The 23,389-nt window shown below is 73.4% G+C and carries 22 protein-coding genes; 13 read left to right on the top strand and 9 right to left on the bottom strand.

Annotated elements, in window-relative coordinates; genetic code table 11:
- Window positions 1–161: 161 nt before the first annotated feature.
- Window positions 162–1,010, bottom strand: coding sequence for a pyridoxal kinase PdxY (pdxY, locus tag RY076_RS17365; protein ID WP_323100296.1), 849 nt, complete (start codon window positions 1,008–1,010; stop codon window positions 162–164).
- 54 nt (window positions 1,011–1,064) lie between these two features.
- Between pdxY and RY076_RS17360 the strand changes: the two genes are divergently transcribed.
- The 4 genes from RY076_RS17360 to RY076_RS17345 are packed head-to-tail and all read left to right on the top strand — an operon-like array spanning window position 1,065 to window position 3,370.
- Window positions 1,065–1,415, top strand: a complete 351-nt coding sequence (locus RY076_RS17360; protein ID WP_323100294.1) for a GntR family transcriptional regulator — start codon at window positions 1,065–1,067, stop codon at window positions 1,413–1,415.
- A gap of 1 nt (window position 1,416) precedes the next feature.
- The gene (locus RY076_RS17355; RefSeq protein ID WP_323100293.1) at window positions 1,417–2,397 is read left to right on the top strand and encodes a DUF1648 domain-containing protein; all 981 of its coding nucleotides are present in this window, start codon (window positions 1,417–1,419) and stop codon (window positions 2,395–2,397) included.
- A 49-nt stretch (window positions 2,398–2,446) separates the two neighbouring features.
- Window positions 2,447–2,767, top strand: coding sequence for a rhodanese-like domain-containing protein (locus RY076_RS17350; RefSeq protein WP_323100291.1), 321 nt, complete (start codon window positions 2,447–2,449; stop codon window positions 2,765–2,767).
- A gap of 18 nt (window positions 2,768–2,785) precedes the next feature.
- Complete coding sequence (locus RY076_RS17345) at window positions 2,786–3,370, top strand: CD225/dispanin family protein (protein WP_323100289.1); 585 nt, start codon at window positions 2,786–2,788, stop codon at window positions 3,368–3,370.
- Window positions 3,371–3,388: 18 nt separating this feature from the next.
- Here RY076_RS17345 and RY076_RS17340 read toward each other — a convergent pair whose 3' ends face one another.
- From RY076_RS17340 to RY076_RS17330, 3 genes are all read right to left on the bottom strand, one after another.
- Complete coding sequence (locus RY076_RS17340; RefSeq protein WP_323100287.1) at window positions 3,389–4,180, bottom strand: hypothetical protein; 792 nt, start codon at window positions 4,178–4,180, stop codon at window positions 3,389–3,391.
- A 92-nt stretch (window positions 4,181–4,272) separates the two neighbouring features.
- Window positions 4,273–5,133 carry an Fpg/Nei family DNA glycosylase gene (locus tag RY076_RS17335; protein ID WP_323100285.1) on the bottom strand — a complete coding sequence of 287 codons (861 nt, stop codon included), beginning with the start codon at window positions 5,131–5,133 and terminating at the stop codon, window positions 4,273–4,275.
- 4 nt (window positions 5,134–5,137) lie between these two features.
- Window positions 5,138–6,259 (bottom strand): App1 family protein, encoded by a 1,122-nt coding sequence (locus RY076_RS17330; protein ID WP_323100284.1) that lies wholly within the window; start codon window positions 6,257–6,259, stop codon window positions 5,138–5,140.
- 75 nt (window positions 6,260–6,334) lie between these two features.
- On the opposite strand from RY076_RS17330, the gene RY076_RS17325 reads away from it, so the two are divergent.
- The 3 genes from RY076_RS17325 to RY076_RS17315 all read left to right on the top strand — a co-directional run bounded on the left by RY076_RS17325 (window position 6,335) and on the right by RY076_RS17315 (window position 10,136).
- Window positions 6,335–7,018: an N-acetyltransferase gene (locus tag RY076_RS17325; RefSeq protein ID WP_323100283.1), complete on the top strand. Its 684-nt coding sequence runs from the start codon at window positions 6,335–6,337 to the stop codon at window positions 7,016–7,018.
- Window positions 7,019–7,091: 73 nt separating this feature from the next.
- On the top strand, window positions 7,092–8,156 hold the full coding sequence (locus tag RY076_RS17320) for a hypothetical protein (protein WP_323100282.1): 1,065 nt from the start codon (window positions 7,092–7,094) through the stop codon (window positions 8,154–8,156).
- Between the two features lie 42 nt (window positions 8,157–8,198).
- A complete protein-coding gene (locus tag RY076_RS17315; protein WP_323100280.1) occupies window positions 8,199–10,136 on the top strand; it encodes a penicillin-binding transpeptidase domain-containing protein in 1,938 nt (645 codons plus the stop codon).
- 61 nt (window positions 10,137–10,197) lie between these two features.
- Here the strand turns inward: RY076_RS17315 and RY076_RS17310 are convergent, their stop codons facing one another.
- Window positions 10,198–12,213 carry an N-acetylmuramoyl-L-alanine amidase gene (locus RY076_RS17310; RefSeq protein ID WP_323100279.1) on the bottom strand — a complete coding sequence of 672 codons (2,016 nt, stop codon included), beginning with the start codon at window positions 12,211–12,213 and terminating at the stop codon, window positions 10,198–10,200.
- Window positions 12,214–12,402: 189 nt separating this feature from the next.
- Between RY076_RS17310 and RY076_RS17305 the strand changes: the two genes are divergently transcribed.
- Window positions 12,403–13,020 (top strand): hypothetical protein, encoded by a 618-nt coding sequence (locus RY076_RS17305; RefSeq protein WP_323100277.1) that lies wholly within the window; start codon window positions 12,403–12,405, stop codon window positions 13,018–13,020.
- A gap of 105 nt (window positions 13,021–13,125) precedes the next feature.
- On the opposite strand, the gene RY076_RS17300 is transcribed toward RY076_RS17305, so the two are convergent.
- Window positions 13,126–15,180: a M4 family metallopeptidase gene (locus RY076_RS17300; protein ID WP_323100276.1), complete on the bottom strand. Its 2,055-nt coding sequence runs from the start codon at window positions 15,178–15,180 to the stop codon at window positions 13,126–13,128.
- Between the two features lie 310 nt (window positions 15,181–15,490).
- Between RY076_RS17300 and fdhD the strand changes: the two genes are divergently transcribed.
- Window positions 15,491–16,345: a formate dehydrogenase accessory sulfurtransferase FdhD gene (gene fdhD, locus RY076_RS17295; protein ID WP_323100274.1), complete on the top strand. Its 855-nt coding sequence runs from the start codon at window positions 15,491–15,493 to the stop codon at window positions 16,343–16,345.
- A 60-nt stretch (window positions 16,346–16,405) separates the two neighbouring features.
- Window positions 16,406–16,744 (top strand): YciI family protein, encoded by a 339-nt coding sequence (locus RY076_RS17290; protein ID WP_323100272.1) that lies wholly within the window; start codon window positions 16,406–16,408, stop codon window positions 16,742–16,744.
- Between the two features lie 4 nt (window positions 16,745–16,748).
- On the opposite strand, the gene RY076_RS17285 is transcribed toward RY076_RS17290, so the two are convergent.
- Together RY076_RS17285 and RY076_RS17280 are read right to left on the bottom strand one after the other, a co-directional pair.
- Complete coding sequence (locus tag RY076_RS17285) at window positions 16,749–18,383, bottom strand: ABC-F family ATP-binding cassette domain-containing protein (protein ID WP_323100270.1); 1,635 nt, start codon at window positions 18,381–18,383, stop codon at window positions 16,749–16,751.
- Window positions 18,380–19,594 (bottom strand): molybdopterin molybdotransferase MoeA, encoded by a 1,215-nt coding sequence (locus RY076_RS17280; RefSeq protein WP_323100269.1) that lies wholly within the window; start codon window positions 19,592–19,594, stop codon window positions 18,380–18,382. The genes RY076_RS17285 and RY076_RS17280 overlap by 4 nt, the downstream gene beginning before the upstream one ends.
- Window positions 19,595–19,654: 60 nt before the next feature.
- Between RY076_RS17280 and RY076_RS17275 the strand changes: the two genes are divergently transcribed.
- The 3 genes from RY076_RS17275 to RY076_RS17265 all read left to right on the top strand — a co-directional run bounded on the left by RY076_RS17275 (window position 19,655) and on the right by RY076_RS17265 (window position 21,942).
- Window positions 19,655–20,998, top strand: a complete 1,344-nt coding sequence (locus tag RY076_RS17275) for a glycoside hydrolase family 1 protein (protein WP_323100267.1) — start codon at window positions 19,655–19,657, stop codon at window positions 20,996–20,998.
- Between the two features lie 9 nt (window positions 20,999–21,007).
- Entirely contained in the window at window positions 21,008–21,388 is a 381-nt protein-coding gene (locus tag RY076_RS17270; RefSeq protein WP_323100265.1) for a VOC family protein, read from the top strand.
- Between the two features lie 86 nt (window positions 21,389–21,474).
- Window positions 21,475–21,942, top strand: a complete 468-nt coding sequence (locus RY076_RS17265) for a DUF3237 domain-containing protein (RefSeq protein ID WP_323100263.1) — start codon at window positions 21,475–21,477, stop codon at window positions 21,940–21,942.
- On the opposite strand, the gene RY076_RS17260 is transcribed toward RY076_RS17265, so the two are convergent.
- Window positions 21,929–23,302, bottom strand: a complete 1,374-nt coding sequence (locus RY076_RS17260) for an L-serine ammonia-lyase (RefSeq protein ID WP_323100262.1) — start codon at window positions 23,300–23,302, stop codon at window positions 21,929–21,931. The genes RY076_RS17265 and RY076_RS17260 overlap by 14 nt on opposite strands.
- Window positions 23,303–23,389 lie beyond the last annotated feature (87 nt).

The raw sequence follows: 23,389 nt of genomic DNA, 5'->3' as shown, positions 1-23,389 counted from the left end.
AGAGCGTGTCGGCCGACCGATGCACGGCCTGCGGGCAATCACCCGTCGTTAGAGGCGAATTCCATTGAAAACAGGGACAAAAAGGCGCCGTTCCGCACGGTCAGGGGTGGTCATGCGGAACGGCGCGCCTGTGACTATACGGCCTCCGGCGCCGGAATGGGTCACCGAACCCGGGTGATCTCGAATTTCTCGTCGGGATGGGCGATGGCGTCCTGCTCGGCAACGAGGAGCATCTCCTCCGAGCCCTCGGCATGGGTGCGCTCGAGGACGGCGTACATCGTGGCCGCGGTGCGTCGCAGCGCGACCTCGGGGCCGTCGGTGAGGTGGTGGGCGAGGAACACGGCGGCCGTGACGTCGCCGCCCCCGCGGACCGTCATCGGCAGCATCGGCGTCGTGACGGTCCAGGCGCCCTCGCCGGTGACGCAGGCCATCTGGATCGAGCCCTCGGGGGTGTCGGAGGTGAGCGCGCTCGTGACGAGGACGACGTCCGGGCCCGAGTCGCGCAGCCGGTCCGCCGCGGCGAGGAGGTCGTCCTGCGTCTGCACCGTGCGACCGGACAGGAACTCGAGCTCGAACTGGTTGGGCGTCACGATGTCGGCCTGCGGCACGACGTGGTCGCGCATGTACTCGGGGATGCCCTCGCGGACGAAGAAGCCGCGACCGACGTCACCCATGACGGGGTCGCAGCAGTAGATCGCCGCGGGGTTGGCGGCCTTGACGCGGGCGACGGCGTCGAGGACCACCTCGCCGACCGACTCGGCGCCCTGGTAGCCCGACAGCACCGCGTCGATCGACGGGAAGGCGCCCCGCTCCTCGACGCCGGTGATGACCTCGGCGACGTCGGCGGGGGGGATGAGCGGGCCACGCGTCGCGCCGTAGCCGGTGTGGTTGGAGAAGGTCACCGTGAGCACGGGGTAGACGTCGTGGCCGAGGCGCTGGAGCGGGAAGACCGCGGCCGAGTTGCCGGCGTGGCCGTACGCGACGTGGGACTGGATCGACAGGATCTTCACCCGCCTCACCCTAGTGCGTTGCACATCGCGGCTAGTTCTAGTCATAATAGAACTATGTTGTGGCAGGTGGACCCGACCTCGAGCACGCCGCTCCACGTCCAGGTGGCCGCGTGCGTCCGTCGCGAGATGGCGGCCGGCCGGCTCGACCGCGGCGACCGGCTGCCGTCGGCCAAGGAGGTCGCCGGCCTGCTCGACGTCAACCTCCACACCGTGCTGCGTGCGTACCAGTCCCTGCGGGACGAGGGGCTCATCGACCTCCGACGCGGCCGCGGCGCCGTCGTCAGCGCCACCGACCCCGCCCCCGAGGCCCGCCTCCGCACCCTCGTCACCGAGCTCGTCGCCGAGGCGCGACGCGTCGGGGCGACCCCCACCGACCTGGCCCGACTCATCGAGAGCGAGTACTGACATGACCACCGCCCCTGAGCCCGGCCACCGGGACCGGCGCCCCACCGCCGCGCTCGTCGCGAGCGCCCTCGTCGGCCCGGTCCTCGCGCTCGTCGGCGTCGCGCTGACGCTGTCGGTGCGCGACGAGCTGCCCGCGAGCATCGCCGTGCACTGGGGCCTCGACGGCCACCCGGACCGGTACGCGTCGGTCGCGGGCGCCGCCGTCACCGCCGCCGCGATGACGGCCCTGCTGCCGCTGCTGCTCGTCGGGCTCGGCGCTGCCGTGCACCGCAGCGGCCGCGGCCCCCTCGCCGGGCTCGCGGGCGCCCTCGCGGTCCTCCTCTTCGGCCTCGGCTTCGGCGGGCTCACGTCCCAGCGCCCCGGCGTGCCGCCCCAGGCCTTCCCGACGCCGTGGGTGGTGCCGACGCTCGTGGGCGCCGTCGCGGTCGGGCTCGCGCTGTGGTGGTGGGGACGCGTCGTGCCCCCACCGCTCGACGCCGCCCGGCGGCCGGTGCCCGCCGACGCCCCGCGGCTCGACGTGCCCGACTCGACGCGCCTGGCCTGGACCGGCCACGCCGCCCTGCCCGGCCGTGGAGTCGTGCTCGTCGTCGTCGTCGCCCTGCTGCCGCTGCTCGTCATCGCGGTCGTCGGTCAGCCGTGGGTGCTCCTGCTCCTCGCCGCCCTCGTCGTCCTCCTCGTCGTCACGTGCTCGGCCCGGGTCGTCGTGGACGCCGACGGGCTGCGCATCACGAGCCTCTTCGTCACGTGGGGCCGCGTGCCGCTGCGGCGCGTGGCCCGGGCGGACGTCACCACCGTCTCCCCGCTGCGCGAGTTCGGCGGGTGGGGCTGGCGCATCGGCCGCGACGGCCGGCGCGGGTTCGTCACCCGTGGCGGCGAGGCGCTCGTCGTCGAGCGCGTCGGCGAACCACCCGTCGTCGTCACGGTCGACGACGCGGCGGAGGCGGCCGCCGTCCTCAACACTCTCGCGGCCCGCGTCCCCTGACCTGCTGCCACGTGGCCGTCCGGCCGCTCCGCCGTGTCACGATGAAGGCATGAGCATCCCGACGACGACCGTCTCCGAGCTGCCCGACGACGCCCTCATGGTCGACGTGCGCGAGCCCGCCGAGTGGGAGGCCGGCCACGCCCCGAACGCCGTCCACATCCCGCTCGGTGAGCTGCCCGCACGCCTCGGCGAGCTGCCCGAGTCCGACGGCACCGTGGGCATCGTGTGCCGCATGGGCGGGCGGTCGGCCCGCGCCGTGCAGTGGCTCGTCATGCAGGGCTACGACGTCGCCAACGTCGAGGGCGGCATGCTCGAGTGGGAGCGCGCCGGCAAGACGGTCATCGCCGACGGCGACGCCAGGATCATCTGACCTTTCGGGAGCAGCACCATGGTCGACGCGTCAGCACCGGACCCGAGGCACGACGCGTCGCGCGACCCGAACCCCGATCCGACGTCCGACGAGTGGTCGGCCTGGCTGCCCCACCTCGACCCGCCGGACACCTCCGGGCCGGAGACCCCTGACACCCCAAGGACCCCGGACGCTCCGGAGACACCACCTACGGCGACCACGCCACCGCCGCTCCCGCCTCCGCCCGCCCTGCCCCACCTGCCGCCGCCGAGCCCTCCCCAGGCCTCCTTCAGCATCACCGTCACGCCGCTGGGCGGACGCAGCCACAGCACCGGCTGGACCTACGGGGCCGGTCGACCCGCCCCGCACCTCGCGCCCGGCCAGCCGCCGACGTACCTCGGCCTGGCCCTGCTGGCCCTGGTGTTCTTCGCGGTGCCGTTCGGGCTCGTGGCGCTGGCCCGGTCGCTGCAGGTGTCGCCGCACTGGGCCGCCGGACGGTTCGAACAAGCGCGCAAGGCGTCGCGGTCGGCCCGGCGCTGGTCGGTCGCCGCGATCGTCGCGATCCCGTTCGCGTTCCTGCTCTTCGGCACCGTCAACGGTCTCGCGATGCTCGCGGGGCGCTGACCGCGGCGCCCTGACGCGTCAGGACTCCGGCAGTGCCAGGGCGTCGGTGCACACGAGCGTGTCCCCCGCAGGCGCCGCGACCGGGGTCTCGAGGACGCCCTGCACCGCCGCGGACCGCCGCATCGGGCTGCCGGCCGGGCCGACCTGCACGCAGAAGGAGAAGGAACCGGCCGCGGCCGGCAGGGGGTCGCTCGGGGCGGTGAAGTCGGCGCCGGGGACGGCCCGTGCGAGCGGCGTCGGCACGAAGGCGCGTCCGGTGAGGGTGCCGCCCGCGGGCAGGGTGCGGGCCCCGATCGTCGGTGCCGCGGCGAAGCGCACGTTCGGCGCCGTGGCGAAGCCCTGCTTGCTGACCCGGACCGTGCCCTCGTGGGCGTACACCCACGCGTGCTGGCGGTCGGCGTCGGCCGGCAGGCTCGCCGAGCCGAGGGCGGTGGGGACGACGTCGACGGCGGCGAGGGGCGCCGAGCCGGTGTTCGACAGCGTGTACTCGACGACGACGCCCGGCTCGGCCTTGATGCCGCCACCCGTGGCCGGCGAGCCGGGAGCCACGGTCGCGACGAGGCGCACGTCGCCCGACGTGCCGGTCGCCTCGCTCACGCCGCCCGACCCGCCGGAGCCGCTGCCGGAGGCGGCGGGCATCGTCCCGCCGACGACGGTCGAGCCGCCGGAGGAGCCGGCGCCCGGGGAGGCCGCGCTGCCGCAGGCGCCGAGGGCGAGGGCGGCGAGGGTGGCGAGGGTGGCGGCAGCGACGGGCACGAGGGTGGTGGAGGGGGCGCGACGGATCGGCTTCATGACGGTGGAGACAACCACGTCGGCCGAAACGTTGCACTCCGGACGAACCCGGCCTTCGAATCCTGCCTCGACCCGGTCGAGGACGGGCTCGGTGTCACCGGGTCAGCGGGTCACTTGAGCAGCCGGGACATCCGCCGGTCGGCGAGCGGCTTGCCGCCCGTCTGGCACGTGGCGCAGTACTGCAGCGAGGTGTCGGCGAAGGAGACCTCGCGCACGACGTCGCCGCACTCGGGGCACGCCTCGCCGGTGCGGGCGTGCACGCGCATGCCGGCGCGCTTGGCGTCCTTGAGCTCCTTGGCCGGCTTGCCCGACGCCGTGGTGACCGCCGCGGTCAGCGTGTCGCGGAGCGCGGCGTAGAGCCGGTCGACGACCTCGGGGGACAGCGACCCGGCGATGGCGAACGGGCTGATCTTCGCGACGTGCAGGACCTCGTCGGAGTAGGCGTTGCCGACGCCGGCGATGACCTCCTGGTCGCGCAGCAGGCCCTTGATCTGGGTGCGGCGGCCGTCGAGGATCTGCCCGAACCGCTCGCGGGTGAAGTCGTCGGCGAGCGGGTCGGGGCCGAGGCGCGCGACGCCCGGCACCTCCGAGGGGTCGCGGACGATGTAGGCGGCGAGGGACTTCTTCGTGCCGGCCTCGGTCAGGTCGAAGCCCGAACCGTCGGAGAGGCGCACCCGCAGCGCGATCGGCGACTTGCCGGGGCGCAGGACGGTGTCGGGCAGGTGGTCGGACCACCGCAGCCAGCCCGCCCGCGCGAGGTGGAACACGAGGTGCGTGCCGTCGACGTCGAGGTCGAGGAACTTGCCGTGCCGGTGGACGCCGTCGACCGGCGCGCCCTCGAGCGCCTGCGGCGGCGGGTCGAACGTCTTGAGGACGCTGAACGAGGCGAGCTCGAGCTTCGTGACGGCAAGGCCGTCCGTGCGCTCGGCGAGGAAGTCGACGAGCGCCTGCACCTCGGGCAGCTCGGGCATGGCGTCAGTCTGTCACCCGGTGGGGACGCCGCGGCCCGGGACGCGACGGCTGCTCGTCGGGCGCCACCGGCTCGCCGACGCGTCCGTGCTCCTCGAGCAGGCGCAGCAGGCCGTGCCCGTCGGGCGCCGAGAACGTCTGCACGGTGCGGGCCGCCCACGGCCGCAGCGGCGGGTCGAGCTTGATCGGGTTGGACAGCACCTGCTCGGCCGGCGTCAGCTGCCGGATGCAGATGGCGTCGACCCGGTCCGGGCGCGCCTCGGCGAACTCCGTGTAGAGCGCGGGGTCGTGCTGGCCGTCGTCACCGACGAGCAGCCACGTGATGTCGGGGAAGTCGCGGGCGAGCCGGTGCAGGCAGGTGCGCTTGTGGTCCTGGCCGCTGCGGAACCAGCCGGTGTTGGTGGGGCCCCAGTCGGTGAGCATGAGCGGCCCGAGCGGGAACCCGTTGTCGACGAGGAAGCGGTTGAGCGTCGCGGAGACGTTCCACGCACCCGTCGACACGTAGACGATGGGCGCTCCGGGGTGCGCCGCCAGGATGCGCCGGTACATCGGCGCCATGCCCGACACCGCGTGGCGGGCCTTGCCCCGGCGCACGAACGTGTTGAAGGCCGCGATCATCGGGCGCGGCAGCATCGTCGTGATGACGGTGTCGTCGATGTCGCTGACGATCCCGTGGGTGACGCCGTCGGCGACGATGAAGACGTCGGCCGCGACCGGGTCGGTGCCCTGGACCTCGACGATCACCTGCTGCCAGCCCGGTGCGAGGCCGTGGTCGCGGGCGACGATGTCGACGTGGCCGCCGCGGTCGGAGCGGCCGTACACCTCTCGGTCGCCGGCCGTGACCTTGACCGGGACGCCGGTGGCCGGCGACGTGATGAAGGCCCGCCACCCGCGGTCGTAGTGGGCCGGGCTGAGCGCGCCGGTCGCGTCCTGACGCGCCTCGGGACCCTCGGTCTGCTCACGGCCCTTGCGCCCCAGCAGGATTCGGGCGTACACACGCACGAACGACGATGATCCGTAGCCGACGTGCGTGATCACGCGGTTGCCCCAGCCACGGCCGCGCAGCACGCGCTCGATCTGCTCGTGGACGGTGTCCTCGAGGATGGCGGCCGCGTGCGGTCGGGACATGACCCGACCCTACCCGGCGCGGTCGCGGCTTCGGTGCGCCCGTGCCGTGGCGTCGTGGGCGCGGATGGCCACGTCGTGGACGACGACGCGCGCCGCGCGGCGTCCGGGGGTTTCATGGGGCTCGTGCACCCGATCGCCACCGCCCTGTCCAGCGCCGCCACGGGCGACTTCCCCGACGTCGACGGCGCCTGGCGCCGCGTCGAGCCGTGGCGCGACGGCATCGAGGGTGTCATCGCGTTCACCGGTCATGCCGTGCTCGCCATCGGCGCGGACGTCCACGACGACGACGTCGCCGCGCTGGGGGCCGACGGCTTCGGCGGCGCGAGCAACCCGCGCGTCGTCTCGGCGCTCGCCTCCGGCGGCTGGATCGACTCTCTCGACGTGGTCCTCGTCGCGCGCGGCCGTGGCGGCGACCCCGCGCTCGTACCCCGCAGCGACCTGCGCAACCACCCGCGGGCCGAGCACGCGACGATCGTGCGCAGCAGCGTCCGCACCTTCGGCTACCCGGAGGCCCGCGACAAGACCCTCGTGACGCTTTCCCGCGGTCTCGGTGGCCTCCACGAGGTCGGCGTCGAGACCGACCCCGAGCAGTCGCGCTCAGGCACCGACGTCGTGCGCGACAGCCTGACGCTCGTGGCGCAGGACGAGGTCGTCGTCGCGACGTGCGCGCCGGGCAACGCCCGGGCCCTCCGGGCTTTCCTGTCAGCGGGTTTCGAGCCGGTGGCCTCGGTCCAGCTGTGGCGGCCGGAGAGGGGCTGACCGGCCCGCTGACGTCCCCGCAACCCTCGACGACCGATTGGCGCGACCGCGGTCGCCGTGATCGGATCTCCCGGTGGACACCGCCGACCGCCGCTTCAGCCCAGAGGCACGACTCCGGTACGCCCGCACGCTCGTCTGGCCGGTCCTGCCCCTCGCGGCGGCCGCCTGGTGGGTGGTGGGCGCCTTGCCGTGGATCGTCGACGGCCTGGGTTCCTCCTCGCCCCGGTACTGGGTCGCCGACGCCGTCACGGGCGAGGCGAGCGGGGGGTACATCACGCTGCTGCCCTTCCGTGCCGTCTTCCTGCCGCTGCTGGTGGCGCTGACGCTCGTCGGCGGTGCTGCTGCCGGGATCACCGTGCGGTGGACGAGCCGCGACGCCCGACGCCCGGTCCTCGCCGGGTTCGCCTCTGCTGTGGGCGCGCTCGCGGCGATGGCCTACACCGTCGCCCAGTCGGCCGGCGCCACCCGACAGCTCGGCAGCGACTTCGACCGCGACGACCGCGTGCTCATCGGGGTGGTCGCCGTCGCGGTCGCGGGCGGCCTCCTCGGTCTCGTGCTCGGGTGGTGCCTGGCGTACGCGCGCCCGGGCGCGGCAGCCCTCGCGAGCGCCCCGGTCGCCGTGGCCGCCGGGGCGTGGACGACGCGTCTGGTCGTCGTGGGCCTGGGCCCGGACGATGCCGGCTCGGTCGTGCAGTGGACCTCCGCGGCCACCGTGGGCCTCGTCGTCGGCATCGGGCTCGCCCGCGTCGGTGCAGCGCCGGCACGACGCCTCTGGGCGTGGGTGGCCGTCACGGTCGTCGTCGCCGTTGCGCAGGCCGCCTTCTCGGCCTTCGAGCACCTCGCCGGCAGCCTGCACACCGGCACCGGGCTGCCCAGCGCCCTCCGCGGCCTCGCCGGCGAGTCCCGCGGCATCTTCGTCGACGCGCTCGCACCCGCCCACCAGTCGTGGTGGTGGCTCGTCGTGGCCGTCGGCGTCGCCCTCGCCGGTGCGCCGCTCACCCGACGCGCCCGACGCGTCCGACGCGTCGGCGCCGCCAGCACCCCGCGCGCGACGGTTCCCGCGCCCGCGCCGACGCCCGCCACGGCGTCGACTGCGGCGACGGGTGACCCGGTGCCGGCCGAGCGCACGACGCGCTGACCGACACGCCCGTTTCGGCTGTCGCCACGTACGGTGGGGGCCATGCTCCGCAGGACCCCGATGAGAAGAGCCGCTGCCGCCGCCCTCGCCGCGACGGTCGTCGGCGGCCTCGGCGCGGGCTGCTCGATGTTCCAGCAGCCGCCCGCCCCCGACGACACCGCCCGCGCGCTCGCCGCCGGGCTCGCCAAGGCCGACGTCACCGGCGTCGCCCTCAAGGGCACCACGGCGCAGAAGGCCAACGCCTTCCTCGCCACGGCCTTCAAGGGGATGGACGGCAAGCGGCCCACGGTGTCGCTGCAGAAGGTGACCCACGCGGAGGGGTCGGACAAGGCCACCGCCACCCTCGCCACGACGTGGGACGTCTCCTCGTCCGCCGCGGCGTCCCCCGCGAAGTGGTCGTACACGACGCAGGTCGACCTCAACCTCGTCGACGACGCCTGGCAGGCCACGTGGAGCCCCCGCGTCGTCGCCCCCGACCTGCGCTCCGACGAGAGCCTCACCCTCGCGCGCACCTGGCCTCGGCGCGCCGACATCCTCGACCGCAACGGCGCCAAGCTCATGACCGAGCGCGAGGTGGCCGTCGTCGGCATCGACAAGACGAAGGCCACCGGAGCGGCCGCCACCGCGTCGGCTCGCAGGCTGGCCGCCCTCGTCGGCGTCGACCCCGACCGGTACGCCAAGAAGGTGTCGCAGGCAGGCACGAAGGCGTTCGTCGAGGCCATCACCTTCCGTGCCGACGACCCGCAGCTGACGAAGACCGGCCCGGCCATCGACAAGGTCACCGGCGCCGTCACCGTGCCGGCTCTGACCGTGCTCGGCCCGAGCCGCACCTTCGCCTCCCCGATCCTCGGCACGGTCGGCGAGGTGTCGGCCGAGGACGTCAAGGACTCCAAGGGCACCCTCGAGGCCGGCGACACCATCGGCAAGAACGGCCTCGAGTACCGCTACGACGCCCAGCTGCGCGGCACGCCGGGCCTCGCCGTGCAGGCCGTCCGACGCGGCGCCGACGGCAGCGTCCTCGACAAGCGCGAGGTGTTCGCCGAGCAGTCCAAGGACGGCACCCCCGTCACGCTGACCCTCGACCAGAGGCTCCAGAGCGCCGCCGAGGCGGCGCTCGCCTCGCAGACCAAGCGCCCGACCGCGCTCGTGGCCGTGCGCATCTCGACCGGTGAGGTGCTCGCCGCCGCCGTGGGCCCGGGCGCGAACGGCGCCACCCTGGCCCTCGCGGGCAAGAACCCGCCCGGCTCGACGTTCAAGATCATCAGCTCGCTCGCCCTCGTCCGCAAGGGCGACACCGCCGACACGAAGCTGCCGTGCACCGACTCGCTCACCGTCGACGGCCGCAGGTTCGGCAACTACACGACCTACCCGAAGAACCACCTCGGCGACATCCCGATGCAGACCGCCCTCGCCTTCTCGTGCAACACGGCCTTCATCAGCCAGCACGACAAGGTCAGCCAGGACGACCTCATCAGCGCGGCCCAGTCGCTCGGCATGGGCGAGAAGCTCGACCTGCCCTTCACCGGCTTCCTCGGCTCGGTCCCCGGCACCGACAACACCGTCGAGCACGCCGCGTCGTTCATCGGGCAGGGACGCGTGGAGGCCTCGCCGCTGACGATGGCGCTCGTCGTCGCCTCGGTCGTCAAGGGCCAGACGGTGCGCCCGCTGCTCGTCAAGGGCAGCCCCGCCCTGCCGGCACCGGCGACGCCGCTCAAGCCGGAGGAGGCGCAGGTGCTGCGCCAGGAGATGCGCGCCGTCGTGCAGGAGGGCTCGGGCACGGTGCTGAAGCCCCTCGGCGTCGAGTACGCCAAGACCGGCACGGCCGAGTTCGGCACGAAGAACCCGCCCGACACCCACACGTGGATGGTCGCCGGCCGCGGCGACATCGCCATCGCCGCCTACAACGAGCTCGGCGACAACGGCGTCACCGGGTCGGCCCCGTTCATCGTCGACTTCCTCAAGAAGACCAACCTCCGCTGAGACACCGAAGGAGCAGCCCGTCCGGGTGGACGAGCTGCTCCTTCGAGGCGGTCGACTCCGGCTACTGGGCCTTCACGACGTCGACGTCGGCCGCGCGCACGAACGCGAACCGGTGGCCGAGCGAGATCTGGTAGTAGACGTCCTTGCCGACGACGTCGACGTGGTCGTTCGGGGTGTCCGCCCCGAACGTCGTCGCGCGGTAGTAGTTCGTCGGCACGGTGAGGTCACCGACGGCGTACCGCTGCCCGGGCGTGAACTGGTACTGCAGCGGCGCGAGCGCCTGCACCGGGATGCCCGCCGGGTAGGCCGACGCCTCGGGGTAGGCGCGCCCGTACACCGGCACCGACGTGCGGCCGGCCTTCGGCACGACGTACTGGCCGCCGACGGGGATCGCTGTCGGGTCGCTCACCGGGTTGTGGAACCAGCCCTTGACGCCGTTGAACCAGATCGCGGTCCAGTCGCCCTGGCGCTCGGCGACGGCGAAGGTCAGGCCGGTCTGGGCGCGAGCCCCGATGTCGGAGACCGACGTCGTCGACGCGGCACCGTTCGGCTTGCGGCCGATGTCGTTGACGAGCGGCGCGGCCTCGGACGGGGCCGTGTGCAGGTAGACGAAGTTCGTGCCCTGCGGCTCGCACGGCTGTCCGGCGGTCGTGCACGAGGTGACCGGCTGCACGTTGTGGTCGAAGCCGGGCAGGATGCGGACGAGGTCATGGGCGCCGTCGACGCCGTGGCTCTGCAGCGGCGCCCCGAGCAGCTGGAAGTAGTGCTGCCAGTCCCAGTAGGGGCCCGGGTCCCAGTGCATGCCGGCCACGTTCCCCGGCGTCACGCCCGGGACCTGGTCGTGGCCGACGATGTGCTGCATGTCGAGCGGGATGTCGTACTTCGCGGCGAGGTAGCGCACGAGCCGGGCCGACGAGCGGTACATCGGCTCGCTGAACCACTGGGCGCCGGTGGCCGCGAAGCCCTCGTGCTCGAGGCCGATCGAGTGGCTGTTGACGTACCAGTTGCCGGCGTGCCAACCGACGTCCTTGGGCTCGAGGTGCTGGGCGATGTGCCCGTCGCTCGAGCGCAGCGAGTAGTTCCACGCGAGGTACGTGGGGTCGCTGACGAGCTTGAGCGTCGTGTCCCAGGACGCCTCGGTGTTGTGGATGACGATGTTCGTGATCGCCGGGGAGGTCGGGCGGTTCGCGAGGTCGTGGTTGCCGTAGCTGCCGGCGCCCGGGCCGGTCTTGGCGTACGGCGCCGGCACCCACTCGCAGTCGAGCCCGGGCGGGCAGTCGACCGGCCCGTTCGCGTTGGCCTTCGGCAGGGAGAGCCGGCCCACCTGGCCGCGCTGCGGCGACACCGTCGTCGCAGCCAGCGAGACGACCTTGCCGTCGTTCGTCGTGCGCGAGGCACCCTCTGCGACAGCGGAGTACGCGTCGTCGGCGAACGCCGATGCGGTCTCCTGCTCTCCGGCGCCGGACGCGTCGGCGACCGTGGCGTACCAGTCGCCCGCCTCGCTCGCGGTGCCCGTCGGCAGCCCGAGGCGCCGCTGGGTGTCGGCGAGCAGTGCCGCCCCGCCGCGGATGTTGGCCAGCTCGTCGCTGCGCAGGGCGTCCTCGGTCAGCCCGGTCAGCTCGGCCGCGCGTCCCAGCGTGTCGGCCACCGGCGTCGCGTCGGGGGCGCCCGACGCGTCCGACGCGTCGGGGGCGTCGCCGAGGCCGCGCCCCTCCTGGGGCGAGCCGAGGGACGCGTCGACGAGGTGCATGGGGCCGAAGCCGCCGGACGTGCTGTGGCCGGGGCGGAAGTCCCAGCGGGTCTGCGCGTACGACACGGCCTCGAGGACCGTGAGCGGCACGCCGTACTCCTGCGCGGCCGCCGCGAACGCACGCGCCCGGCTGCCGGAGTCGGTGCCGACCGACGTCGCCGCCGTGGAGGCCGTGCCCGTCGTGGTGTCGGCCTGGGCGCTCGGGCCCTGCAGGGCCAGCCCTGCGACGACGACGGCGGCGGCCCCGACGGCCGCTGCTCCCTGGCGGAGCCGGCGCGTGCGCCGGGCGGCGCGCGGTGCTGGGCGTGGTGGTGAGCTCGGAATCACTCGAAGTCCCTTTCGTGTCCCCTGGGTGGGTCTGGTGGGCGCCACCGGCCCCGAGCCCGGCAGACACCTCTGTCGCCGAGCATTCCCCCGGTCTGGGGCACCCGCCACTTGAAAAAGTTCACCGAAGCGTTGCCTCGAGTCGACGCGTCCGCCGTACACGGGCCCCGGCCGAGGGCCACCATGGATGTCATGGGGCGCGCAGGCCGGTGCGTGGGACTGGCGGCCGCCGTACTGCTGTTGACAGGGTGCGGCGTCGACGTCCCCTCGACCGACGGCGAATTCACGACGCCACCCGGTCACGACGCCACCAGCGCCTCCCCCGGTGCGGCGGGCACCGGCACCCCGACCACCGGCGACGCCACCGCCGATGCCGGCGCCGGGCCCGAGTACGGGCCGCAGTTCCCGTTGACGCTGCGCCGCACCGGCGGCGTCGCGGGTTTCGACGACCGCATCGTGCTGCGCGCCGACGGCAAGCTGCTCGTCGACACCCGGTCGGTGCACGGACGCGTCTGCACCCTCGGTGGCGCCCAGCTGCACCAGATCGTCGGCGCCCTGAGCACCCTGCGCCTCGGGCCGTGGAGCATCGGCACGACGCCGACCGACGGGGCGGGCGACGGGGCGACCGACCCCGCGAGCATCCCGGCCAGCGACCCCATCATCATCTCGGTCACCGACGACCGTTCCCGCGCAGTCGATCTCACCGACCCATCGGTCGGCGAGGTGGCCGGTCTCGTGGCAACGCTCGTGGCCGACGTGACGCTGAGCGCCCCTGCCACGACGCGCTGCACCGACGCCGCGGCGTCGTGACCACCGCGCCCTGACACCTCGACCTTCTGACACGGCGAGGCCGGTGTGCCGCCTGGGCGACACACCGGCCTCGCGTCGAGCGTGGAGGGGTGGTTGGACGAACCGTCAGAAGTTCGTCGACACGTCGTCGATGACGAAGCTCGTCTGCAGCGAGGAGTCCTCGGTGTCGGCGAACTTCAGCGTGACGTTCGTGCCCTTGTACGCGGTGAGGTCGATCGTCTTGGCGACGTAGGAGGCCTTCGGCGTCGACAGGTTCGAGTAGCTCTGCTTCGTCACACCGTTGATCTGGACCGTGGCGGTGTCGTACGCCGTCGTGGTCGAGGTCTCGGACGTGTCGATGCGGATGTAGTACGTCAGCGTCGGGCTCGTGGCCGTGGCCGGGACCGAGAAGGTCTGCGACTCGTTCTCGGAGCCGGAGGTGCCGTTGCCGCCGAGCCACATCTTCCACGAACCCGTGCGGGCCGGGCGACCCGTGTTGTTCGTGATCGGGCCCGCCGTGCCGGTCCAGCCGGTCTGGCCGGACTCGAAGCCGCCGTTGGTCAGCGCAGCGCCGCCGCCACCGCCGCCGGTGCCACAGGTCTCCGTGCTGGCCGGGGCCGAGATGGCGCCCATGGCCTTGTCGACCGCGGTGCACTCGGCCGAGCCGGCGCCGTAGAGGTCCTTGGCCGCCTTGATGACGCCGGTGCGGGCCGCCGCGTAGTTGCTGCTCGAGGTGAGGTACGTCGACAGCGTGCGGTACCAGATCTTCTCGACCTTGGTGTGGCCGATGCCGGTCACCGTCGAGGCGTCACACGTCGGGCTGTTGTAGCTGACGCCGTTGATCGTCTTGGCGCCCGAGCCCTCGGAGGCCAGGTAGTACCAGTGGTTGAGCGGGCCCGAGGAGTAGTGCGGGTCGAGGCCGCCGAGCGTGCTGCTCCAGCAGTCCTTCGACGCGCCGTCCTTGGACGGCTTGTCCATGTAGCGGAGCGGCGTGCCGTTGCCGTTGATGTTGATCTCTTCGCCGATGAGGTAGTCGGGCACGTCGCTCGGGTTGTTCGTGTACCACTCGACGCCGGTGCCGAAGATGTCGGACGTCGCCTCGTTGAGGCCCCCGGCGTCGCCGGTGTAGGCCAGGCCAGCGGTGTTCTCGGTGACGCCGTGGCTCATCTCGTGGCCGGCGACGTCGAGCTCGACGAGCGGGGCCGCGTTGCCGGCGCCGTCGCCGTACGTCATCTGCGTGCCGTCCCAGAAGGCGTTGACGTAGTTCTGGCCGTAGTGGACGCGGCTGCGGGCACCGGTGCCGTTGTTCCAGATGCCGGCGCGGCCGAGCTGGGTGTTGTAGTAGTCGTACGTCTTGCCGGCGCCGTAGTGGGCGTCGACGGCGGCCGACTGGCGGTTGCTCTGCGCGCCCGTGCCCCACACGTCGTCGGCGTCGGTGAACGTCGTGCCGTTGCCGCTCGTGGCCTGGTTGAGGTCGGTCGTGTAGTTGCCGTGCGTGTCCTGCATCGTGTAGCTGCCGGCGCTGCCCGACGTCGCGAGGGTCACGGTGCCGACGAAGATGCCGTTGCCCGTGCCCTCCTTGATGTCGTCCCAGCTGGTCAGCGTCTTGCCCGTGTTGGCGTCGACGATCGTGTGCAGGCGAGTCGGCGTCTGGTCGGCCTTGATGCCCTCGGTGATGACCTCGTACGCCAGCTTCGGGCCGGTGGGCGACTGGAAGACGACGAGCTCGCCGCCGGCTGCCTTCTCGTTGTTGGCCTTCGACGCGGCGAGGCCGGCGGCCTGGGCCGTGCTCTTCGCGATCTTCGGCGAGAAGGAGGCCGGGGTGGCGTCCTTGCGGATGTTCCACGTCACGCTCTTGACGGAGCCGGACGCGTCCTTGTGGCTGACGAAGTCGCCGCCGACGACGCGCAGGCCGTTGATGGTGCGCTCGTAGCGGACGTGCGTCGCACCGTTCGGGTCGGCGATGACCGACTTGACGGTGAGGGCCTCGCCCTTGAGGCCGAGCGCGCTGGCCGTGGCCGCCGCGTGGGACTGCTCGCTCGCCTTGAGGGACTGCGACTCGGGAGCGGGTGCCTTGTCGTGGCCGCCACCTGCCGCTGCACCCGCCGGGATTGCCGGCGAGATGGCCAGCGCGAGGGCGAGAAGGCCCCCGGTCGCAAGGCCGGACTTCAGTCGATTCACTGGGAACTCCTTGTCAGGACGCGGCAGAGAGCCGCCTCGGAGGGGTGTTCCTGGCATCTCGCTGAGTGGGATGCGGCGGAACGAGCGCGACGCTCCCAGCCGCCGCGAATCAGGGTCAACGGGGCTTACCAAGTCTTTGCCAAACTCGGTCCAAACGCGGAGTGACGGCTGGCGACAAGGAGATTCGCGACTGGCGGTGGCTTGGCGGTTCTCCCAGACTGGCGCCCGCCGACGCCCCGGGCCCCCGCCCGCTGAGGGCGTCGGGACCTGGGCCGCCGCATCGGGCGCGCCGTCTCCTAGGCTGGGGAGCATGGGCAGGGTCACGGTGCGGCGCAAGGTCACGACGGTCGACGTCGCGGCTCCCGCGGACCGCACGACGACGCTGCGCCCCGACACCCTGACGGTCGAGGAGCCGCTCGAGATCCGCATCGGCGACGTCCCCCTGACGGTCACGATGCGCACGCCCGGGCACGACATCGAGCTCGTCCACGGGTTCCTGCTGTCCGAGGGGATCATCGGCTCGGCCGACGACGTGTCCCTCGCGCGGTACTGCGCCGGGGCCGTCACCTCCGGCGAGACCGGCTTCGACGAGAACACCTACAACGTCATCGACGTGACCCTCGCCCCCGGCGTCACCCCTCCCGACGCGTCCGCCGCCCGGGCCTTCCTCACGTCGTCCTCGTGCGGCGTCTGCGGCACGGCGAGCATCGAGCAGCTGCGCACCCGCACCGCCTTCGACGTCGCGTCCGACCCGATGGGCGTCACGGCCTCGACGCTGCTCGCCCTGCCGGACGCGCTCCGGGCCAGGCAGCGCTCCTTCGACCGCACCGGCGGGCTGCACGCGGCAGGGCTCTTCACCGCCGACGGCGAGCTGCTCGTCGTGCGCGAGGACGTGGGGCGCCACAACGCCGTCGACAAGGTCGTCGGGTGGGCGATGCTCGAGGGCCGGCTGCCGGCCGCCGGGTGCGTCCTCATGGTGTCGGGACGGGCCTCCTTCGAGCTGGTGCAGAAGGCGATCGTCGCCGGGATCCCTTGCCTGGCAGCGGTGTCCGCGCCATCGTCACTGGCCGTCGACCTCGCCGAGGACGCCGGGGCGACCCTCGTCGGGTTCGTCCGCGGCACGCGCTTCAACATCTACACCGGCGCCCACCGCGTCACCACCTGAACCGCCCAGCAGCCCACCCGAGCCGACCAGTGCCGACCCGTGCCGACCAAAGGAGCAGCCGTGCCCGTCTTCGCGATCCACTACACCTACCCCGACGACCCCACCGAGATGCTGACGGTGCGGCCCGCGCACCGCGAGTGGCTCACGAGCCAGCCGGGCCTGCTCGTCGCCGGCATGTACCAGACCGGCATCGACGAGGTCAGCGAGGGCGAGACCACCGACCAGGAGCCGGCGAATGCGGCACTCATCGTCGTCTCGGGCGACTCGCTCGAGTCGGTCACGGCGAGCTTCGACCAGGACCCGTACTGGCAGGGCGGCTACGTGCTGCGCCGCGTCGTCCGCGCCTGGGACCCGCCGCTCGGCCCCTGGGTCGCCGACGCCACCCAGTCCCCCGCCTGACGCGTCAGGCGCGGGTGACGGTGCCGTGCTCGACGTGCCAGCGCTCGTCGAGGCGGACGTTCTCGAGCAGGCGGCGGTCGTGGCTGACGAGCAGCAGCGCGCCGTCGTAGGACTCGAGCGCCTCCTCGAGCTGCTCGATCGCCGGCAGGTCGAGGTGGTTGGTCGGCTCGTCGAGCACGAGGAGGTTGACGCCGCGGGCCTGCAGCAGCGCCATCGCGGCCCGGGTGCGCTCGCCCGGTGAGAGGCGCCCGACCGCGCTGCTGACGTGGTCGGCCTTGAGACCGAACTTCGCCAGCAGCGTCCGCAGGTCGGCGGGAGCGAGGTCGGGAAGTGCGTCGGCGAACGCGTCGCCGAGCGGAAGGTCCTCGCGCAGGCCGGTGCGGCCCTGGTCGATCTCGCCGATCGCGACGCTGGCGCCGAGCGAGGCGCGTCCCTCGTCGGGCGCGAGCCGGCCCAGGAGCAGCGAGAGCAGCGTGGTCTTGCCGGCGCCGTTCGGGCCGGTGATGCCGATACGGCGCCGGGCCTCGACCTGCAGCGACGTCGGCCCGAGCGACCAGTCGCCGCGCCGCACGACCGCGTTGTCGAGCGTCGACACGACGCTGCTCGAGCGCGGGGCGGCGGCGATGGCGAACTTCAGCACCCACTCCTTGCGCGGCTCGACGACCTCGTCGAGCCGGGCGATGCGCGACTCCATCTGGCGCACCTTGCGGGCCTGCTTCTCGGCGGAGTCCTGCTGGGCAGCGCGGCGGATCTTGTCGTTGTCCGGGCTCTTCTTCATGGCGTTGCGCACACCCTTGGACGACCACTCCCGCACGGTGCGGGCACGGCCCTCGAGGTCGGCCTTGGTGCCGGCGTACTCGTCGTACGCCTCGCGTGCGTGCCGGCGGGCCCGATCACGCTCGTCGAGGTAGGACTCGTAACCGCCGTCGTAGACGTGGACGGCGTTCTGGTGCAGGTCGAGCTCGACGATGCGGGTGACGCAGCGGGCGAGGAACTCGCGGTCGTGCGACACGACGACGACGCCGCGCCGCTGGCCCGCGACGAACGCCTCGAGCCGGTCGAGCCCGGCGAGGTCGAGGTCGTTGGTCGGTTCGTCGAGGAGCACGACGTCGAACCGGCTCAGCAGGAGCGCCGCCAGCGCCACCCGGGCGGCCTGGCCGCCGGAGAGGGAGGTCATGAGCGCGTCGGGCCCGACATCGAGGCCGAGCTCGCCGAGCACGGCGGGCAGCCGGTCCTCGAGGTCGGGGGAGCCGCTCGCGAGCCAGTGGTCGAGGGCGACCGCGTACCGGTCGTCGGCCGCCGCGTCGGTGCCGAGCAGCGACGCGGCCTCCTCCATCTCGGCGGTGGCGGCCGCCGCACCCGTGCGGCGCGCGACGTGGCCGGCGACGGTCTCGCCGGGCACCCGCTCGTGCTCCTGCGGCAGCCAACCGACGAACGCGTCGGACGGGGCGGTGGTGACCGTGCCTCCGAGCGGGGTGTCGACGCCCGCGAGCAGGCGCAGCAGCGTCGACTTGCCGGCGCCGTTGGGCCCGACGACGCCGACGACGTCGCCGGGCGCGACGGTGAGGTCGAGGTGCTCGAAGAGCGTGCGGTGGGCGTGGCCGCCGGCGAGGTCCTTCGCCACCAGGGTGGCGCTCACAGCGGGTGCACCGTGACGACGTCGCCGTCGACGATCTCGTCGGCCGGCTCGGGCACCTCGACGAGGCAGTTGGCGGCGGCGAGCGCCGTGAGGTGGCGCGCGTCCGGGGCGCGCACCGTGCCGTCGGGCGAGAGGACGCTCGTCAGCAGCTGGAGCCGGCCGGCGCGGGTGCGCCGGCGCGGCCCGCGGTAGGTCGCGCTGAGGACGGGACGCGTCGGGGCACCGTGCCGGGCATCGAGCGCAGGGCGCACGAGCACGTGGAAGGCGACGAATGCGCCGGTCGGCGTGCCCGGGAGGCAGACGACCGGCGTCGAGCCCCACCGGCCCAGCCCCTGCGGGCCGCCCGGCTGCAGCGCGAGGTGGACGAAGCGGAAGCCGTCGACGGGCTCGCACACCTGGCGCACCACCTCGTGGGCGCCGGCGCTGACGCCGCCCGTCGTGACGACGAGGTCGACGGTCGGCGACGCGTCGAGCTCGTCGAGCAGCGCGCGGAGCGTCGCGGGGTCGTCGGGACACGTGTCGACGCGGGCCAGCGTGGCGCCCGCGGCCTCGACGAGCGCGGCGACCATGTCGGAGTTCGACTCGTGGATGCCGCCGGGGCCGGGGTCGAGGCCGGGGTCGGTCAGCTCGGCGCCCGTGGCGACGACGGCGACCCGGGTCAGCCCGTGCACCTGCGCGTCGACGCAGCCGGCGGAGCGGGCGAGCGCCAGCACCCCGGGCGTCAGGGCGTCGCCCGCGCGCGCGACGGTGCCGCCGACGCGCAGGTCCTCGCCGCGTCGGCGCACGTGCTGGCCGGGCTCGACGGGACCGCCGACCGTGACCGACGCCGGTGCCGGGCCGGTGCGGGCGGCGTCCGTGCGCTCGACGGGCACGACGGCGTGGGTGCCCTCGGGGACGCGGGCGCCGGTCATGACGCGCGCGGCCTCGCCGGGGCTGAGCGCGAACGCGGGGGCGTCACCGGCGGCGACGTCGCCGACGACGGGGTAGGTGCAGGCATCGGGTGTCCCGGCGTCCGGGTGGACGGCGTACCCGTCCATGGCGCTGTTGTCGAAGCGGGGCAGGTCGTCGCCGGCCACCAGGTCGGCGGCGAGATACCGGCCGCGGGCGCGGTGGTCGAGAGCCACCCGGACGACGGGCGCGGCGCCGAGCAGGCCCGCCACCGCAGCACGGTGCGCGTCCACGGAGACGTGGTCGGGGTGGTCGCTCGGCACGCCGCAAGTCTGCCGCACCAGCGGCGCCCGCCGAAGCCGGGTCTGCGGCAGGATCGGTCCGTGGCCGCTGCCGACCGTGCCGAGTCTCCCGTCGACCTCGAGGTCGACCTGAGCGGGCTGCTCCTCGGCGTCGCGACGGCCGCCACCCAGATCGAGGGCGGCGACGTCGCGAGCAACTGGGTCGACTGGGCCGCCCGCCCGGGGACCATCGCCGACGGGTCGAGCCCGGTGCGGGCCACCGACCACTGGAACCGCTGGCGCGAGGACACCGCGCTCATGGCGTCGCTCGGGGTGCAGGTGTACCGCCTCGGCGTCGAGTGGGCGCGCCTCGAGCCGGCCCCCGGGCGCTGGGACGACGACGCGTTCGCCCACTACCGCGGCGAGCTGGAGCTGCTGCGCGACCACGGCATCCGCCCGCTGCTGACCCTGCACCACTTCAACAGCCCGCGCTGGTTCGAGGAGCAGGGCGGATGGCTCGGCCCCGACGCGGTGGAGCACTACCTGCGCTTCGTGCGTGCCGTCGTCGAGCGCATCGGCGACCTCGTCGAGGAGTACGTCACGGTCAACGAGCCGAACGTCTTCGTCACGGGCGCGTACGTCTTCGGCGAGTTCCCGCCCGGGCACCGCAGCCTGCGCGAGGCGATACGCGCGTACAGCCGGATCGCCGAGGCGCACATCCGGGCGTACGGCCTGGTCCACGAGCTCCGGCCCGGGCTCGCGACGAAGGTCAGCGTCGCGCACCACCTGCGCCCGTTCCGGCCCGGCAACCCCCGCAACCTGTGGCACCGCGCCCTCACGCCGGCCATGCGGTACCTGTTCCAGGACGCGATCGTGCGGGCCATGACGACCGGAGAGTTCGCGCCGCCGCTGCGCCGGCCCCGCGGCATCCGGCGGGGGCGGTACGCCGACTTCTTCGGCCTCAACTACTACTCGCGCACCACGGTGACCCGGTTCGAGGACGGCACCCCGCCCGGTGTCCCCGTCAACGACCTCGGCTGGGAGGTGCATCCCGAGGGGCTCGCCGAGACCGCGACGTGGGCGTGGGAGCGCTACGGCCTGCCGGTGTGGGTGACCGAGAACGGCACCGCCGACGCGCGTGACGCCTTCCGTGCCCGCTACCTCTCCGAGCACCTCGAGGTCGTGGCGGGGCTGCGGGCCCGGGGCGTCCCGGTCGAGCGGTACTACCACTGGTGCCTCGTCGACAACTGGGAGTGGGCGCAGGGCGAGGGCCCGCGCTTCGGCCTCGTCGCGCTCGACTACCCGACGCAGGAGCGCACGGTCCGCGACTCGGGCCGGTTCTTCGCCGAGGTCGCGGCCGCCGGGGGCATCACCGCGGCGATGCGCGAGCGGTACGTCGCAGGGCAGGAGTACCCCGTCTCGGACGGCACCCCGCCGCGCGGCTAGGGTCTCCGGATGCCCAGCTCCCCCATCCGGCGCCACGTCGGCCAGATCTTCGTCCCCGTCCGCGACCTGGCGCGGTCGGCACGCTGGTACGGCGACGTGCTCGGCTTCGAGCCTGACGCCGCGTCGCACGAGGGCACGATCCTCGACATCCCGGTGCAGGACGGCCCGCGGATCGCCCTCGACGCCAACCGCCCCGACTTCACGGCCGACGGGCCGCCGCGGTTCTTCCTCTGGACCGACGACCTGGCCGCGACGATCGAGCACCTGCGCCGGCTCGAGGTGACGATCACCTCCGACGTCGAGGACATCGGCAGCGTCTTCTTCGTCCAGTTCGAGGACCCGGACGGCAACCCGCTCATGGTCTGCCAGCGCGCCGACCTCGCCGACTGACCGCCCCCGCCCGACGCGTCGGAACCCGGTGACGTCGGCGCGGGCGCGGAGTAGCGTCGACAGGTCGGAGACTCCGGGAGGATGCCATGCACCTCGAGCACCTGTGCGACGCCAGCTGGACCTACGACCTGCTCAAGGAGGCGCCGCCGGCGGAGCACCGTGACGGCCGGGTGTACGGACAGGGGACGGGGACGCTCACCGGACGGCTCTCCGGCACCGCCCGGTGGTCGAACTTCCCGCGCATCCGCGACGGCTACGCGCTGCCCGACGCGCGCGGCGTCATCGAGGTCGCCGACGGCGAGGTGCTCTTCACGCTCACCGGGCTGTCGTCGCTCGACGACGGCCGCGGACTGCACGTGCTGATGTTCCAGACGGCGGCGCCGGACCACCTGTGGCTCAACACCGTCCTGGCCGTCGGCGAGGGAGACATCGACGTGGCCAGGGCCACCCTGGCCATGCGCTACTACGAGTGCTCGGTCGAGCTGCCCCTCGAGGGGTGGGAGCTGCCGGTCGAGGCCGTGCGCGGCGTCGGGGGTGGCCTCAGCACTCGATGACGTTGACGGCGAGGCCGCCGCGCGCCGTCTCCTTGTACTTGACCTTCATGTCGCGACCGGTCTCGCGCATCGTCTTGATGACCTTGTCGAGGCTGACGACGTGCGAGCCGTCGCCGCGCAGGGCGGTGCGGGCCGCCGTGATGGCCTTGACCGACGCGATGGCGTTGCGCTCGATGCACGGGATCTGCACGAGGCCGCCGACGGGGTCGCAGGTCAGGCCGAGGTTGTGCTCCATGCCGATCTCGGCGGCGTTCTCGACCTGCTCGGGCGTGCCGCCCATGACCGCGGCCATCGCCCCGGCCGCCATCGAGCACGCCGAGCCGACCTCGCCCTGGCAGCCGACCTCGGCGCCGGAGATCGACGCGGTCTCCTTGTAGATGACGCCGATGGCGCCCGCGGTGAGCAGGAAGCGGACGATGCCGTCGCGGTCGGCGCCACGCACGAAGTTCGCGTAGTAGTGCAGGACGGCGGGGATGATGCCGGCCGCGCCGTTGGTGGGGGCGGTCACGACGCGCCCGCCGGACGCGTTCTCCTCGTTGACGGCGAGGGCGTAGAGGGTGATCCAGTCCATCCCGCGCAGCGGGTCGTCGCTCGCACCCTCGAGGCGCAGCCGCCGGGCCAGCTCGGGGGCACGACGCCGCACGCGCAGACCACCGGGCAGCACGCCCTCGGTGTCGATGCCGTTGCGGACGCACTCCTTCATGACCTTCCAGATGTCGAGCAGGCCGTCGCGGACCTCCTGCTCGGTGCGCCACGACAGCTCGTTCTCGAGCATGATGCGGGCGATCGACTTGCCGGTCTCCTTGCAGTGGGCGAGCAGCTCGTCGCCGGTGCGGAACGGGTGCGCGACCGGCGTCGAGTCCTCGACGATCTTCGTGGAGCCGTCCGCGTCGCCGCCGACGACGAAGCCGCCGCCGACCGAGTAGTAGGTGCGCTCGTCGACCGTCGCGCCGGACGCGTCGAGCGCGGTGAACGTCATGCCGTTGGGGTGGACCGGGAGGGTCTTGCGACGGTGCAGCACGAGGTCCTCGTCCTCGACGAAGTCGATCTCGTGCTCGCCGAGGAGCGCGACGCGCCTGCTCGCGCGGATCTCGGCCAGGCGTCCTTCGACGGCGCGCGGGTCGCACAGCTCGGGGCGCTCGCCGGTGAGGCCGAGGAGCACGGCCTTGTCACTGCCGTGCCCGTGACCGGTGGCACCGAGCGACCCGAAGAGCTGCGAGCGCACGCGCGCCACGTCGCCGAGGCGGCCCGATTCGCGCAGGCCCTGCGCGAACATCTCCGCCGCACGCATCGGCCCGACGGTGTGCGAGCTCGACGGCCCGATGCCGATCGAGAAGAGGTCGAAAACGCTGAGCGCCATGGTGTCCTGACTTCGTGTCGTCGTTGACGGCGACCGCCCGAGGGGTGTGGACGGATCCGATCGAGCCTACGTCCCCGCGCGCCCGAC

It is taken from the genome of Intrasporangium zincisolvens, from assembly GCF_034724055.1.
GTDB lineage: Bacteria > Actinomycetota > Actinomycetes > Actinomycetales > Dermatophilaceae > Monashia > Monashia zincisolvens.
This window is presented reverse-complemented; position numbering and strand designations above follow the sequence as displayed.